The following is a 14,522-nucleotide window of genomic DNA, read 5'->3' as shown; positions in this document are numbered from 1 at the left end:
ATGGCTGACTGGCGCCGGCAGGGGGTGGTCTTCGGCCTGACGGTCGTCGGGGTGGTGCTGACCCTGACCTGCCTGAACGCCGGCGCGGAACTCGAGCGCCGTCGCCGTGCGGCCTGCGACGGCTCGCTCGCGATGCCGCCGAGTGCTTTTGTTCTGGGCTCCATCGGTTTGCTGCTCGGAGTGGTCGCGTTGCTGCTCCTGATCCGCTGGTCCAGTCGGCAGGTGATCACCATCGTGCTGTTCGCCACGGCGGTGGCTGGGGTGGTCTTCGAGGTGTTCGCGCTGATCGCGGCGGTCCAGCAGTCGGCGCCGGTTTCCTCGATCTGCCGGTTGCCGCTGGGGTAGATTCCGGATTGGAAAACCCTTACCGAGGAGGCAGCGGATGCGGTTCGCGATCAAGACCAGGCCTGAGCACACGAGCTGGGAACAGTTGCGCGACGTGTGGATCGCGGCCGACGAGTACGAGGTCTTCGAGTCGGCCTGGCACTGGGACCACTTCTACCCGCTGAGCGGCGACATGGCCGGCCCGAACCTCGAGGCCTGGACGACACTCGCTGCCCTCGCTCAGGCGACCAAGCGGATCCGGGTGGGCTGCCAGGTCACGGGGATGATCTACCGGCATCCCGCAGTACTGGCGAACATGGCGGCGACCACCGACATCATCTCCGGCGGCCGCCTCGAGCTCGGCATCGGCGCCGGCTGGAACCAGATGGAGTGCGACGCCTACGGCATCGAGCTACCCCCACTGAAGGAACGCTTCGACCGCTTCGACGAAGGCACCCAGGCGCTGATCGCCCTCCTCACCGAGAAGGTCGCCAACTTCGACGGCAAGTACGTCAAACTCACCGACGCCTACTGCGAACCGAAGCCCGTCCAGACCCCGCACCCGCCGATCACCATCGGCGGCAAAGGCCCCAAACGCACGCTCCGCGCGGTCGCCCGCTGGGCCCAGCACTGGAACGTCATCGTCGCTACCCCCGACGAATGGAAGCCCCTCAAAGACGTCCTCATCACCCACTGCGAAACCCTCGGCCGAGACGTCACCGAAATCACCTGCTCGGTCAACGTCCGCATAGACCCCGACGTCCCCCTCAACCAAGCCATCGACACGGCGATCACCACCGCCACCTCCTACGCCGAAGCCGGCGTAGACCTGGTAGTCCTCAACCTCCCCCTAGACACCCCACCCACAATCCTCGACCCCCTAGCCAAAGCCCTCGCCTGAGCAACAGACGCTCCCGGAGCCGCTGCGGATCGCGTCGCCCGGGCTGTCTGTTGCTTGGCCGCTGGCGGGTTTTTCCACCGCTGGCGTGATGCTTGACGCCAGTGGTCCAATAACCCGCCAGTCGACCCCGAGCCACCCATGCGGACCTCAGACCGCAAGCTCGGCGTGGGGTGTCGGCCGGCTGTGGAGTGCGACTTTGTCGGCGACGGCGGATAGCGTGGCCTGGTGGATCGGGAGGAGTATGTGGAGGCCGTGCTGGTGGCGGTCGAGTCGATTCCGGCTGGGCGGGTTGCGACGTACGGGGACATCGCCGAGTACGTCGGCCAGGGCGGGCCCCGCCAGGTGGGTGCCGTGATGCGCGAGTACGGCGGAGCTGTCGGCTGGTGGCGCGTCATCCGAGCCAGCGGCATCCCCGCCGACGAGGTACTCGACCAGCAAATCCAACTCCTCCGCGGCGACGGCATCCGAGTCACCAACGGCAAGGTCAACCTCCGCGAAGTCCGCTGGAACCCCGAAGAGCAGCTGTAGCTAGGGCATCCCGTCCGAGAGGATCCTGCCCAGCTCATCACCGAACCCGGGAACGTACCGGCCCTTCGCCATCTGCTCCGCCAGTTCTACGACCGTCGTCTTCGGCTGCCGGAAGCGGCTCGCCATCCGCTCCACCGCGTCCACGACCTGCTCGGGGACTGCGGTCAGCAGATCCAGCAGAAATCTGTCGGGCGGTACTACGGCGAGCCCGGCCGGTACAGATCTCGGGGGAAAGTCGCGCGCATTGCTCGTCACCAGATGGGTGGCCTTGGCGCCGATCGCGACGGCGAGCACATGGCGGTCCTTCTCGTCACAGGTGAGGCCCGGTACCAACGGAATCCACTCCGCGCCGGGCCGGCAGGCGGCCGGGAACGTTCTGCGCATCTGACCGAGCAGCCGGGTCGCGGCGGCGATGGCGTCGTCGTCTGTCAAGCCGGCGCGATCCCTCAGCAGCCGTACCGAGTTGCGCAGGACTTCGTCGAGGATCTCGTCCTGCCAGATGGGGTGGAACGCAGACTCGTTCGCGCAGGAGAGCAGCACGTCACGGAGGCTGGGCGGAATCAGTACACATGCATCGAGGACGCCGATCGGGCGACCTGAACAGACCGTGGACATCGGTCAGAAGTCCCCGTCCACGTAGCCACCTTCGGGCATCATCTCAGCCAGCAACCTGTCGCGTTCGTGGTACTGAGCTCGTTCGAGAGCACGCACGTCGGACAGCCGGAACCGGTGCCGGTTCCCGACCAGTCTGTGGGCAAGTTGGCCCTCGCGGGCAAGCTTGACGACATAAGGACGCGACACATTGAGTAGATCGGCGGCCTCCTGGCTGGTGATTTCGGTGTCCGGATTCTCGATGAGCAGGCTGAGCGGGCCGGTACCTAGCGCGGTGACGAACTGGCGCATCGCGGTCAGCATCGTGCCGCTCACCTTCACGCTGGTCTTTCCCTGAGTGATCGTGATCTCGTTGCCCCGGTGGATGATCGACTCCACATCGCCCAGCTGACCAAGACTCGGCCTGTTCACTGACATCACCGACTGCTCCCGCTCGGAAGGCGGCCGGCCTGCCAGGGGCGCCGGCCTGTGGACCGGCTTGCTGGTGGCCTTCTTCCCGGCGGTCGACGACCTGCCGGCAACGGCCTTCGCCGTACCGCCTGTGGTTCTCCTGGTGCGGTTCGGCTGGTCGGGGGACGCGGCGTGCTTGCGTGCCGCTGCCGTCTTCGCCTTGGGGGTGGACCCGGAGTTGAGCTTTCCGCTCTTGCTGATGGGCATGATGTGCTCCTCTCGCCGAAAATTGTATCCGAAACATCTGAAACAGCCGAAACAATCGAGCCGCGTCGATCGCGGTACCTTTGAGGGCCGACTCGGATTTGTCGGTGGGGTCTGGTGGGATGGGGGGATGGTCAGTAGAACTGGGTCCAGGTATCGACTGGTGCGGGGTGACGGGCATCAGGCTCGGGTCACCGAGGCGCCGGTGCTGGATGCTGATCAGCAGGCTGTGGTGGATCATCCGGGTGGGCCGTTGCTGGTGCTGGCGGGGCCGGGGACGGGGAAGACGACGACGTTGGTCGAGGCCGTTGTCGATCGGGTGGGGAACCGTGGGCTGAAGCCTGATGAGGTGTTGGTGCTGACCTTCGGGCGGAAGGCGGCGACGGAGCTCAGGGACCGGATCACGGCGCGGCTCGGGCGGACGACGCGGGCGATGCCGTCGATGACTTTTCACTCGTTCTGTTATGCGTTGCTGAGAAGGTTCACGCCGGCCGACGCTTTCGACGTACCGCTTCGGCTGCCGTCCGGTCCCGAGCAGACGGTCCGGCTGAGCGAGTCGCTCGAGGGCAGTCGCGAGGTCGGGGTGACCAAGTGGCCGGCCAGCCTGCATCCGGCGCTCAAGACGCGCGGGTTCACTGACGAAGTACAGGCCGTGATCGGCAAGGCGCGGCAGCTCGGGCTCGACCCGGAGGACCTGTCCGCGATCGGGCATTCGGCCAGCCGGCCCGAGTGGGTCGCGGTCGGCGACTTCTTCGAGGAGTACCTGCAGATCCTCGACGCCGAGCAGGTGCTGGACTACTCCGAGCTGATCCACCGCGCGGTCATCCTGGCCGAGCAGCCGCACGTGAAGGCGCGGCTTCGCGAGGAGTTCAAGGCCGTCTTCGTCGACGAGTACCAGGACACCGACCCCGGCCAGACCAAGCTGCTACAGGCGATCGCCGGCGACGGCCGCGACCTCGTCGTGGTCGGCGATCCGGACCAGTCCATCTACACGTTCCGCGGCGCCGATGTCCGCGGCTTGCTCCGCTTCACCGACGAGTTCCGTACTACGGGAGGCGCCGAAGCCGCCCAGATCGCGCTGGCCACCACACGCCGATTCGGCACCACCCTGCAACGCATCTCGCGTAACGTCGTCAACCGCCTCGGCGTCCCCGGCACGCTCGACCGCGACACCTTCGAGCGCTTCCGCAACCCCGACGCGAGCTCCTGCGTCTACGGCCCTGGCAAGGTCGAGGCCAACCTGTACTCGACCAGCGGCGCCGAATTGGAGCACATCGCCGACATCCTCCGTCGCGCCCACGTGCAAGACGGCGTCGGCTGGCATGAGATGGCGGTGCTGGTCAGATCGGGCAGCTGGTCGATCCCGCCGCTGCGTCGCGCCCTGGCCGCCGCGGGCATCCCCGTCGACGTCGCGGGTGACGAGTTGCCGCTGTCGCGCGAACCCGCAGTACGGCCGATGTTGCTGGCGTTGCGAGCCGTCGCCGATCCCGCGACGCTGACCGTGGATGTCGTGCGGGCGCTGGCGTTGTCGCCGCTGGGCGCGATGGATGCCGGCCAGTTGCGCCGCCTTGCCCGCGTACTCCGCAAGCGCGATCGCGAGGCAGCCGGTGGCCAGCGGCTGCCGCGCTCGTCCGATGAGCTGCTGCGCGAAGCGTTGATGAACCCGTTGCTGCTCGACGAGCAGGCCTCACCCGCCGAAGCGCGTTTCGTCGCGCTAGGCGAGAGGTTGCTCAAGGCAAGGAACATCGTGATGGCGGGCGCCGCGCCCGACGAGGTGATGTGGTCCCTCTGGTCGGAGTCACCCTGGTTGCGACGACTCCGCGGCCAGGCGAACAGCGGCGGCGAAGTAGCCCGTACTGCGAACCGCGACCTTGACTCACTGTGCGCCCTCTTCGACACCGCGAGCCGGGCCGAGGAGCAGATCGGGTTCAAGGGCGTGTCGACGTTCCTCGCCGAGCTGGAGGCGCTCGACATCGCCGGCGACAACCGGTTCGACGGGACGTACCGGGAGGCCGGGGTGCAGCTGATGACCGCGCACCGGTCGAAGGGGCTGCAGTGGCGGCTGGTCGTCGTGGCGAGTGTGCAGGAAGGGCAGTGGCCGGACCTGCGCCGACGCGGGTCATTGCTGGAGCCGGATCGACTCGGGCCGGATGGACTGGTGGAGCCGCTGTCGGCCGGCGCGTTGCTGGCCGAGGAGAGACGGCTCTTCTACGTCGCGATCACCAGAGCCCGGGAGCGGCTGATCGTGACAGCGGTGCAAGCACCCGAGGCCGACGGCGATCAGCCTTCCCGATTACTTGCTGAGCTGGACATTCCTTTGAAGTTGGTGGCCGGACGGCCGCGTCGCCCGTTGTCGCTGCCCGGCCTGGTGGCCGACCTTCGCTGCGTACTGGCCGATCCGGCGTCGTCGCCTGCCCTGAGGCGGGTCGCGGCCGACCGGTTGGCCCAGCTCGCCGACGCGATCGACGACCGTGAGTACGCGCTGGTCCCGACGGCCGACCCGCAACGCTGGTGGGGTGTGCGCGAGCGGACCAAGTCGGAGCGCCCGATCACCGATCCCGAGCTGCCGGTGCCGCTGTCCGGGAGCGCGCTGACGACGATCGTCGACTGCCCGCTGCGCTGGTTCCTGCAGCGTCGCGCGGGTGGGGAGACCCCCAGTACTTCGGCCATCGGCTTCGGCATGGTGCTCCATACACTCGCCGACGCCGTCGCGACCGGGACGCTGCCGCCGGACATCGACGAGCTGAACGGCTGGCTCGACAAGGTGTGGACGCAGCTCGAGTTCGAGTCGTCCTGGATCTCCGATCGCGAGCGGGTGGAGGCCGAGCAGGCGTTGCGGCGGTTCGTCGCCTGGCATCAAGGCCGGCCGGATCGGACGCTGCTCGGTACTGAGGTGGAGTTCGACGTATTGCTGCCGGACGAGGACAAACCCGGCGTGCGGGTGAAGGGCCGGATGGACCGGCTGGAGCAGGACGGTGACGGCGGGATCCGGGTGATCGACCTGAAGACCGGCCGCAACATGCCGACCAAGCCGGCGTTGGAGCGGCACGTCCAGCTGGCCATCTATCAGCGCGCGATCGAGTCCCGGCAGATGAAGAAGCTGGGCGAGGAGCCGCGAAGTGGTGGGGCCGAGCTGGTGCAGCTCCGGCATGACGACATCGGCCTGCCGAAGGTCCAGGGCCAGGCGCCGTTGGAGCCCGACGAGGACGGTCGTACCTGGCTGGACGACGCCGTCGAGGATGCGGAGTCGATGGTTCGGTCGGAGGAGTTCATCGCCAAGCGGAACCCGGGTTGCGATCGGTGCGACGTCCGAGCCCTCTGCCCCATCCAGCCCGAAGGCCGGGAGATCGTCTGATGAGCGCCGACACCGAAGGCCGGAGGGTCGCCTGATGCGGGCCAAGTTGGAGACGACCGCGGAGTTGTGCGAGCTGCTCGGGATTCCGTTCAGCGATCAGCAACTGCAGGCGATCACGGCGCCGCTCGCGCCGGGCGTGATCGTGGCGGGTGCCGGGTCGGGTAAGACGACGGCGATGGCGGCTCGGGTGGTCTGGCTGATCTGCACCGGCCAGGTCCAGCCGGAGGAGGTCCTGGGCCTCACCTTTACGAAGAAGGCGGCCAACGAGCTCGACGTACGAATCCGCGACGACCTCACCAAGGCGGGCGTGCTCGGCTCCACCCTCCCGCGCGACCAGCACCCGATCCTCGCCGCTCACCTCCGCAGCAACGTCCCCAACTGGGAGCCCGAGGAGCCGGGCGAGCCTGTCGTTTCGACATACCACGCCTTCGCCGGCACTCTCATCGCCGAGCACGGCCTGCGACTCGGTCTCGAACCCGACGTCCGGGTACTTGCCGACGCGACCCGGTTCCAGCTGGCCGGCCGGGTCGTACGTCGGTCCAACGGGCCGATCCGGTTCGCGTCCCATCACGTGCCGACGCTCGTCAACAGCCTGCTCGCCCTCGACGGTGAGCTCGCCGATCACCTGCTCGGCGCGAACGAAGTACGGGCTCATGATGAGGCTGTGCGGGCTGAGGTCGCTGCCGCGCGCAAGCAGACGGTCGAGGTGAAGAAGCTTGCCGAGACGGCGCTGAAACGTGGCGAGATCCTGCAGCTTGTCGAGGAGTACCAGGCATACAAGGGTGAGCGCGGTGTCGTCGACTTCGCCGATCAGATGGCGCTCGGTGCCCGGCTGGCCGAGGAGTGTCCCGAGGTCCCGGTGATCGAGCGAGGGCGGTACAAGGTCGTTTTGCTCGACGAGTACCAGGACACCTCGGTCTCACAGCGCCGGATGCTGACCGCGTTGTTCGGCGTCGACGGTCACCCTGTCACTGCCGTTGGCGACCCGTGCCAGGCGATCTACGGCTGGCGCGGTGCCTCCGTCGCGAACCTCGACGAGTTCCCCGAACACTTCAAGAACGCAGACGGTACGCCGGCCCAGCGGTACGTCTTGAGCGTGAATCGGCGTTGCGGCAGCAGGATCCTCGCCGCGGCCAATCAGCATGCGGCCGAGCTCTACCAGCAACACCCCGGCGTGATCCCGCTGGAGGCGCCGCCCGAGGCACCTGAGGGCTCGATCACGGTCGGCCTGTTCGAGACGCGCTCGAAGGAGATCGAGTGGGTCGCGGACGCGATCGTCGCAGCGCACAAGATGCCGAACCGCCGATGGAAGGACATCGGCATCCTGATGCGCACGAACGTCGACCTCAGCGCGGTCCATGAGGCGTTGATTGCACGCAAGGTCCCGGTTGAGGTGGTCGGCCTCGGCGGGCTGCTCGCGCTGCCCGAGGTCGTCGACGTCGTTGCCACCCTGCAAGCCGTGAACGATCTCACCGCGAACGCGGCGATGCTCCGCATCCTCACCGGCCCGCGCTACCGGATCGGCCACCGCGACCTTGCGTTGCTGGCCAACCGTTCCCGTGCGCTCGCCGATTCAGGCGACCGCCCGGCCGCGGACGACCTGGTCGCCGCGCTCGACGCCGCGGTGGCTGGGATGGACTCCACCGAGGTCATCTCGCTGGCCGAAGCCGTTGATGATCCGGGGCCGGCAGGCTGGGGTTATTCAGCTGAGGCATTGGAGCGGTTCAGGGAGTTGTCGACCGAGTTGCGTGAGCTGCGCGCGCACGCGAGCGAGCCGCTGCTCGACCTGGTACGCCGGGTGATCAGCACCATCGGTCTCGACGTCGAGCTGACCGCGACGCCTGATCACGTCGACTCCGGCCGGCGGGATCACCTGGCCGCCTTCTTGGATGCCGTGGGCAACTTCGTGTCGACGGAGTCGAGTGGTTCGCTGGACGGGTTGCTCGCGTATCTGGCGGCGGAAGAGGAGTACGCGGCGGGGCTCGACCTCGCAGTACCGAGTGAAGCGGACTCGGTGAAGTTGCTGACCACGCACCGGTCGAAGGGGCTCGAGTGGCCGATCGTGTTCGTACCGACGCTGGTGAACAAGGTGTTCCCGTCGGACCGCGGCCGCGACAAGTGGACGACCAACGCGAAGGTGCTGCCGTGGCCGTTGCGCGGTGACGCCGACACGTTGCCGGACTTCCACGACCTGTCGAACGCGGGGCTGAAGGCGTTCGCCGACGAGTGCAAGGACGTCAACGCGCTGGAGGAGAGGCGGCTCGGGTACGTCGCTTTCACGCGCGCCAAGGAGATCCTGGTCGCCACCGGGCATTGGTGGGGGCCGACGCAGAAGCGGCCGCGTGGACCCTCGTCGTACCTGGAGACGCTCAAGCAGCACGCGGGAGAGCGGGTCATCGACTGGGCGCCGCAGCCTGAGCTGAACGAGGAGAACCCGGAACTGGCCGAGCAGACGCTCGCGGCCTGGCCTGCGCCGTACGACGCAGCGGCGTACCAGCGCCGGCTCGAATCGGTGGCGCTGGTCGAGCAGTCACGCGCGGAAGGCCCGTCGCAGGAGGCCGAGGATTCGCTGCTGCTGGACGAGCAGGCGACGGTCGCGCGCTGGGACTCCGAGCTCGAGCGATTGTTGTCAGAGGCAAGGGAAAGCCGGAGCCGGAAGGCGTACGACGTCGCGCTGCCGCCATCCCTGTCGGCGACCCAGGTGATGCGGCTGGCGAAGGACCCGGACGGTCTGGCGGCGGATCTTGCCCGGCCGATGCCGCGGAAACCCAACCGGGCGGCGCGATTCGGCACCCGGTTCCATGCGTGGGTGGAGAGCTACTTCGGTCAGCAGTTCCTGCTGGATCCGGATGATCTGCCGGGTGCGGCTGACGAGGACATCGTCGACGATACCTATCTGACCGAGCTGATGGATGCGTTCCGCGTCGGTCCGTACGGCGAGCAGATGCCGCACGAGATCGAGGCGCCCTTCGCCCTCGCGATCGGCGGCCGGATGGTCCGCGGCCGGATCGACGCCGTCTACCAGGTGATCCGCCCCGACGGCTCCCGCGGCTACGACGTGGTCGACTGGAAGACCAGCCGCTCCGAAACCGCCGACCCGCTCCAGTTGGCCATCTACCGAGTCGCCTGGGCCGAGCTCCTCGGCATCCCCGTCGAGCAGGTGGGCGCCGCGTTCTACTACGTGCGTACCGGCGAGGTCGTCCGCCCCGAAGACCTGCCGGACCGCGCCGCCCTGATCACCCTCCTCAACGGCTGAACCTTCCGGGACAGCATTTCCAGCAGTCTCGAAAGGGTTTGTCGCACTCGCCGGGTCTTCTACGTTTGGAGCGTCAAACAAACGATTGAAGGAGAGTTCTTCGTGCGAGCGTTCCTGAAACTTGCCCTCGGCACCGCCCTGACCGCGACCGCGCTGACCGCCGCCGCGACCGGCCCCGCGCAGGCCACCACCACGTCGGGCACCTGCGGCGCCAACTTCGTCTGCATGTGGGAGGACCCGGGCTTCAACGGAACGAAGTACGTCGACGTCGTCGGCCAGCCCGGCTTCATCGACATCGACTGGTGGGAAGGCGACAACGAGATCAGCAGCGTCAACAACCGCACCGGCTACTGGGTCCGGATGTACGCCAACGACGACGCCACCGGCTTCTTCGGCTGTGTAGCCCCCAACCAGTCGATCGCCGCCCTGACCTTCGACAACGACATGGAAAGCTTCAGCCTCAACACCACCTGCAACTAGCCGGGCCCCAATGCGCCCGCCGGCCACCCCGGCCGGCGGGCCTATCCGACGAGTTCCGCCGGAACCACCCGCACGGCAAACGGCAACTCAGCTTCGAATGCCTCCTCGGCCTTCACCACGGCCCGCTCGGCATACCGCCCGTCCTCCAACTCCAGCACGGTCAGGATCTCGGCCTCAGGGTCGAACATCCAGTAGGCAGCGACCCCTGCTTCTTCATAGAGATTCCGCTTGAGGACCAAGTCCTTGGAACGGGTTGCCGGGGAGAGCACCTCGACCGCCAGTAGCAGCGGAAGGCGAAGCGCGTCAGGCCCCGGATCGTCACGGGTCGCCACGATCACATCGGGCTGCAGCGAGCGGCCCGCCGTGGGTCGGTAATCCATCGGAGCCTGAATGACGCGATAACCCGCCGGGCACTTCTGTCGTAGTAAATAACTCAGCTCAGCTACCGCCACCTGATGCAGCAGGGTGGGTGACGGCGTCACCAGATAGATCCCGTCGACGAGTTCGTACTGGCTGCCGTCGTCAGGAAGGGCGTCGAGATCGGCCAGGGTGAAGTTGTTGGGCTCGATGTGCTGCACGAGTTCCATTGCCTCCTTCGGTGTCACCTGACCAGCATGGTGGTTGTCGGCTGGTGGTTCGGCCGGTTCGGGAGATCTGCCCGCAACTGCCCTTTGTCTGCCCCCGATCTGGCCGGTCATCCCAGGACGGTGGCGGGGGAGAGGGTGATGGGGAAGGGGGTTGTGGTGTGGAAGGTTTCTTCGCCTTGGAGGACTGCTTGGCAGGTGTAGCCGGTGGGGGTTAGGTGGAGGATGGTCAGTTCTTGGCGGTCTGGGTCCAGGAGCCAGTACGCCGGTACGCCGTGCTGCGCATAGAGCTCGCGTTTCGTCACCACGTCGGTGACTCTCGTGGTGGGGGAGAGGACCTCGACGGCCAGGACTGCCTGCTGGACGTAGTGCGGGCCGGCGTCAGCGCGCGGGGTGATGAGGATGTCGGGGCGGAGTGAGAGCCGGCGCGTCGGGCGGAAGTCGAGGGAGCCGACGGAGACCAGCAGGTCCGGAGTACAGGCTTGTTTGAGCATCACCATCAGGGCGACGACGGCCGCCTGGTGGGCCGGTGGTTGCACGCCCGTCACCACCAGCCGCCCGTCGATCACCTCGTACCGCCGCGCGTCCGGCGCCCGAACCGTGGCACAACCAGCAGTCAGTCCTTCGATCATCTGACCAGCATCGCGGAAACCCACCAACCGCCGCAGAAGTTATCCACAGTTGACGGCGGCGCTCGACGGCATCCGCGGTGTGGTGAGCGATGTCATCGCCGACCCGGCGGGCAGGATCCCGTTGCGGGTGGTTCACCCGGAGCTCGGCCAGCGCCTGCTCTATCTCGCCACGGTTCTCCCGAGTGTTCTCCTGATCGCCGAGATCGCCCGTCGGCTGGCGGCGCTCCTGCGGGGCGCCGAAGGCAGCGACCCGTTCACCACTCGTACGGTGCGTGAGCTGACCTTCCTCGCCAAGCTCACGGCCTTCGGCGGTACCGGCGCCTGGGTGCTCAGCAGTGTCGCGACCTCGATCCTCGCCAAGACCGTCCTGGAGTCCGGCAAGGCGATCGAGCCCTACGACTCACCGGTCGGCTGGCTCGCGGTCGGCTTCATCTTCGCCGCGCTCGCCCAGCTGATCGCCCGCGGTGTCGCCCTGCGCGCCGAGCTGGACACCGTCATCTGATGCCCAAGGCAACAAAACGCTCCGGTCGGCCCGACCCCGGCCAATCCGAACCCGAGGCCGAGCACCGGATCACCATCCATCTGGACGAAGTGCTCGCCGACCGCAACGTGACCCTGGTCGAACTGGCCGCGCGGGTCGGCGTCACGGTCGCCAACCTCTCCATCCTCAAGAACGGTCACGCCCGAGCGGTCCGGTTCAGCACCCTCACCGCCATCTGCGACGCCCTCGACTGCACCCCCGCCGACCTGATCCGCCTGGACCCCGACCCCACCCGTAGCTGATCAGTCGAAGGCCAACGGATTCTGCAGCGTGCCGACGAACTGCAGTGACCCGGCCATGTCCGCCAGATCGACCATGCTCTGGTTGTTCTTCAGCTGCAGCCGGTTCAAGCAGGACAAGACGAATTCAGGACTGAACAGGTCGTACTTCGCAAACGCCGCCGCCAACTCCGGCGTCGCCTCCTGGTAATCCCGCACCGACGATGCGACGACCGCCCAGAATTCCTCAGGCGACAACCCTTCGCCTGCCAGCAGCGGCGACAGGAACCGGAAGATGCAGTCGAAAACATCGGTGAAGATGCTCAACAGCTTCTCGTCATCCGGCACGTTGGTGACGCGAACCCGTTCGATCTCGGACGGCAGCGCGGTCGCCGTGCTCAGTACTGCGATCTCCTCCGCGATGTCCTTCATCAGCACGCGTACCGGCACGCCGTCACGCAGTACCAGAATCAGGTTCTCGCCATGCGGCATGAACACCAACTCGTACGCGTAGAAGCAATGCAGCAACGGCACAAGATACGCATCAAGATACGACCGCAGCCACTCGCGAGCGCTCAACCCCGACGACTTGATCAACGCCCCGGCAAACGCCGAGCCGTGCCGATCGACATGCAGCAGCGACGCCATCGTCGCCAGCCGCTCGCCCGGAGCCAGTGTCGGCACCGGGCTCTCGCGCCACAGGGCGGACAGCATCTTCCGGTACGCCGAAGTCGGGCTGGTCGCCGCTTCGTAGTACCGGTTGTGATACCCGACGGCCGCGATCTCGCGCAGCACGGAGAAGCCATAACGCTTGAGGATCGCGTCGTTCTCGACCAGGTCGTGCACCCAGTCGTTGATCGCCGGCGTCTTCGCCATGTACGCCGGGGACAGGCCGCGCATGAAGCCCATGTTGAGCACCGACAATGCCGTCTTCACGTAATTCCGTGACGGCTGAGTCCGATTGAAGAAGGTCCGGATCGACTGCTGTGCCTGGTACTCGTCATCGCTCGTGCCGAGATAGACGATATGCCGCTGAGCGATATCCGCGGCGAACGTGATCGTCGTCTTGTTCTCCCACTGCCAAGGATGCATCGGCATCAGGTGATAGTCGGCCGGATCGCCGCCGACCTCCCGAATGCGTTCGCTGAACCGTTGCAGGACGGGCGTTCCGAGCTCGTCACGCAGCATTTCGTCATAGCTGATCGTCTTGCTGTGCGACACCGTCGAGCGATCCCGCCGCACCGCGATCCACACCAGCTGGACCGCAGCACCGGCCTCAGGAGCAAAGGCGCGATAGTCCTCGACGCCGAACCCGAGCCGCCCGTTGTTCGCAACAAAACAAGGGTGTCCCTCGGTCATCGCGGACTCGATCGTCTGGAAATCCGCGGTGACCAGCTCGGCCGCGGTCAGGTCGTCCTTGGCCAGCTTGTACGCCGAACTGGCGAGCGTACTGCTGATCTCCTCGAGGTAGACCGGGAGCATCTCGGCGCCGATGCCCAACTGTGAGTGGAACTCCGTGATGAAGTCCAGCGCGTCGACCGCCGCGTCGACGCCATCGCGCGTCCGGGTGATGCTCGACGCGTCGACTTCCCAATGATTCAAGGGATAAAGGTCGGCCTTGAAGAAGTACTCGCTCGTCTCGTTCGCGACCGTGTAGCCCTCGCCCGACACCGTAGGTTCGAAGAGCCGCTCGTGGGTGAACTCGGCGAGCGCCTTGCGGACCAGCGCGCGGTTCGCAACCGCCCAGGTGTCCGGTTGGAGATGTGTGGTGGTCATGGTCAGCCTGCCTCGTTCATCCGGGTCGCCTCGGCGTACTGGTCGCGGGTGCAGAAGCTCAGCCAGGCCTGCTTGTCGGGCAGCGTCACGATGCTGTGCTTGCGGAACCCCATCCGCTGGTTCAGGGCCTGGATCTTGGTGTTGCGGACGTCGGGCTCGACCACGACGCGATCGACCTGCGGATCGCTGAACAGGTAGTCGAGGATCGTCTCGAAGATGGCGGTGGTGAAGCCGGGCACGCGCTGCTCGGGCGGCGCGACCAAGACGTGCATGCCGATGTCACCCGGCGCCAGCTGGTACAGCTCGCCGACCGGGTCGTGGGCAGGCAGGTACCGCTCCATCAGGAACGCCGGCCGCCCGTCGTGCATACCCAGTAATGCCTGGTGATAGCCAGTGCGCTCGATTCGCTCGTACTCCGTGCGTACGTCGTCGACAGTGGCGGTCAGCAGTCCCCAGTACTGCGCATAAGGCTGGGTGACCCAGCTGTGCAGCGTAGGCACGTCCGTGGCGAGGTCGAGTGGCCGCAGGCTCAGAGTGCCGATCCCAGCGGCGAAACGGCGGAAGGTGGGCACGGAGAAACTCCAGTCGCTACATCAGAGGGCGGTTGATTAGCTAAGGCTAACCTTACCAACTGCCCGACAGTCCACTGAAAGTGACCCGT

Annotated in this window: 14 protein-coding genes; 8 read left to right on the top strand and 6 right to left on the bottom strand. The window is 66.8% G+C overall.

Translation table 11 applies throughout. The features are described from left to right. From OHA70_RS01790 to OHA70_RS01780, 3 genes are all read left to right on the top strand, one after another. On the top strand, nucleotides 1–345 hold the full coding sequence (locus OHA70_RS01790; protein WP_328327762.1) for a hypothetical protein: 345 nt from the start codon (nucleotides 1–3) through the stop codon (nucleotides 343–345). A gap of 37 nt (nucleotides 346–382) precedes the next feature. Continuing rightward, entirely contained in the window at nucleotides 383–1,225 is an 843-nt protein-coding gene (locus OHA70_RS01785; protein WP_328327760.1) for an LLM class F420-dependent oxidoreductase, read from the top strand. Nucleotides 1,226–1,450: 225 nt separating this feature from the next. Beyond that, the gene (locus tag OHA70_RS01780) at nucleotides 1,451–1,753 is read left to right on the top strand and encodes an MGMT family protein (protein ID WP_328327758.1); all 303 of its coding nucleotides are present in this window, start codon (nucleotides 1,451–1,453) and stop codon (nucleotides 1,751–1,753) included. On the opposite strand, the gene OHA70_RS01775 is transcribed toward OHA70_RS01780, so the two are convergent. Then, a complete protein-coding gene (locus tag OHA70_RS01775) occupies nucleotides 1,754–2,368 on the bottom strand; it encodes a PIN domain-containing protein (protein WP_328327756.1) in 615 nt (204 codons plus the stop codon). It abuts the gene before it with no gap. Nucleotides 2,369–2,371: 3 nt separating this feature from the next. Beyond that, nucleotides 2,372–3,022 carry a helix-turn-helix domain-containing protein gene (locus OHA70_RS01770; protein ID WP_328327754.1) on the bottom strand — a complete coding sequence of 217 codons (651 nt, stop codon included), beginning with the start codon at nucleotides 3,020–3,022 and terminating at the stop codon, nucleotides 2,372–2,374. A 160-nt stretch (nucleotides 3,023–3,182) separates the two neighbouring features. Between OHA70_RS01770 and OHA70_RS01765 the strand changes: the two genes are divergently transcribed. The 3 genes from OHA70_RS01765 to OHA70_RS01755 all read left to right on the top strand — a co-directional run bounded on the left by OHA70_RS01765 (nucleotide 3,183) and on the right by OHA70_RS01755 (nucleotide 10,110). After that, the gene (locus OHA70_RS01765) at nucleotides 3,183–6,374 is read left to right on the top strand and encodes an ATP-dependent helicase (protein WP_328327752.1); all 3,192 of its coding nucleotides are present in this window, start codon (nucleotides 3,183–3,185) and stop codon (nucleotides 6,372–6,374) included. A gap of 34 nt (nucleotides 6,375–6,408) precedes the next feature. Then, nucleotides 6,409–9,630: an ATP-dependent DNA helicase gene (locus OHA70_RS01760; protein ID WP_328327750.1), complete on the top strand. Its 3,222-nt coding sequence runs from the start codon at nucleotides 6,409–6,411 to the stop codon at nucleotides 9,628–9,630. Between the two features lie 102 nt (nucleotides 9,631–9,732). After that, complete coding sequence (locus tag OHA70_RS01755) at nucleotides 9,733–10,110, top strand: peptidase inhibitor family I36 protein (protein ID WP_328327748.1); 378 nt, start codon at nucleotides 9,733–9,735, stop codon at nucleotides 10,108–10,110. A gap of 41 nt (nucleotides 10,111–10,151) precedes the next feature. Here OHA70_RS01755 and OHA70_RS01750 read toward each other — a convergent pair whose 3' ends face one another. After that, entirely contained in the window at nucleotides 10,152–10,808 is a 657-nt protein-coding gene (locus OHA70_RS01750) for a Uma2 family endonuclease (RefSeq protein ID WP_328327746.1), read from the bottom strand. Continuing rightward, nucleotides 10,805–11,326 carry a Uma2 family endonuclease gene (locus OHA70_RS01745; protein WP_328327744.1) on the bottom strand — a complete coding sequence of 174 codons (522 nt, stop codon included), beginning with the start codon at nucleotides 11,324–11,326 and terminating at the stop codon, nucleotides 10,805–10,807. The genes OHA70_RS01750 and OHA70_RS01745 overlap by 4 nt, the downstream gene beginning before the upstream one ends. 49 nt (nucleotides 11,327–11,375) lie before the next feature. Between OHA70_RS01745 and OHA70_RS01740 the strand changes: the two genes are divergently transcribed. Both OHA70_RS01740 and OHA70_RS01735 read left to right on the top strand, forming a co-directional pair. Next, nucleotides 11,376–11,828, top strand: a complete 453-nt coding sequence (locus OHA70_RS01740) for a DUF2975 domain-containing protein (protein ID WP_328327742.1) — start codon at nucleotides 11,376–11,378, stop codon at nucleotides 11,826–11,828. Next, nucleotides 11,828–12,109, top strand: a complete 282-nt coding sequence (locus tag OHA70_RS01735; protein WP_328327740.1) for a helix-turn-helix domain-containing protein — start codon at nucleotides 11,828–11,830, stop codon at nucleotides 12,107–12,109. Before OHA70_RS01740 ends, OHA70_RS01735 begins: the two co-directional genes overlap by 1 nt. Here OHA70_RS01735 and OHA70_RS01730 read toward each other — a convergent pair whose 3' ends face one another. Both OHA70_RS01730 and OHA70_RS01725 read right to left on the bottom strand, forming a co-directional pair. Next, nucleotides 12,110–13,861, bottom strand: coding sequence for an IucA/IucC family protein (locus OHA70_RS01730; protein WP_328327738.1), 1,752 nt, complete (start codon nucleotides 13,859–13,861; stop codon nucleotides 12,110–12,112). 2 nt (nucleotides 13,862–13,863) lie between these two features. Further along, a complete protein-coding gene (locus OHA70_RS01725; protein WP_328327736.1) occupies nucleotides 13,864–14,433 on the bottom strand; it encodes a GNAT family N-acetyltransferase in 570 nt (189 codons plus the stop codon). Nucleotides 14,434–14,522 lie beyond the last annotated feature (89 nt).

The sequence above is a fragment of the Kribbella sp. NBC_00382 genome (assembly GCF_036067295.1).
GTDB lineage: Bacteria > Actinomycetota > Actinomycetes > Propionibacteriales > Kribbellaceae > Kribbella.
The sequence above is the reverse complement of the archived record's forward strand: the minus strand, read 5'-3'. Positions and strand labels throughout refer to the sequence as shown.

What these genes read in the sequence shown, in the direction of transcription:
- OHA70_RS01750 (WP_328327746.1), bottom strand. Translation starts at nt 10,808, where the DNA reads ATGACCGGCCAGATCGGGGGCAGACAAAGGGCAGTTGCGGGCAGATCT.
- OHA70_RS01745 (WP_328327744.1), bottom strand. Translation starts at nt 11,326, where the DNA reads ATGATCGAAGGACTGACTGCTGGTTGTGCCACGGTTCGGGCGCCGGAC.
- OHA70_RS01785 (WP_328327760.1), top strand. Translation starts at nt 383, where the DNA reads ATGCGGTTCGCGATCAAGACCAGGCCTGAGCACACGAGCTGGGAACAG.
- OHA70_RS01760 (WP_328327750.1), top strand. Translation starts at nt 6,409, where the DNA reads ATGCGGGCCAAGTTGGAGACGACCGCGGAGTTGTGCGAGCTGCTCGGG.
- OHA70_RS01775 (WP_328327756.1), bottom strand. Translation starts at nt 2,368, where the DNA reads ATGTCCACGGTCTGTTCAGGTCGCCCGATCGGCGTCCTCGATGCATGT.
- OHA70_RS01735 (WP_328327740.1), top strand. Translation starts at nt 11,828, where the DNA reads ATGCCCAAGGCAACAAAACGCTCCGGTCGGCCCGACCCCGGCCAATCC.
- OHA70_RS01730 (WP_328327738.1), bottom strand. Translation starts at nt 13,861, where the DNA reads ATGACCACCACACATCTCCAACCGGACACCTGGGCGGTTGCGAACCGC.
- OHA70_RS01790 (WP_328327762.1), top strand. Translation starts at nt 1, where the DNA reads ATGGCTGACTGGCGCCGGCAGGGGGTGGTCTTCGGCCTGACGGTCGTC.
- OHA70_RS01770 (WP_328327754.1), bottom strand. Translation starts at nt 3,022, where the DNA reads ATGCCCATCAGCAAGAGCGGAAAGCTCAACTCCGGGTCCACCCCCAAG.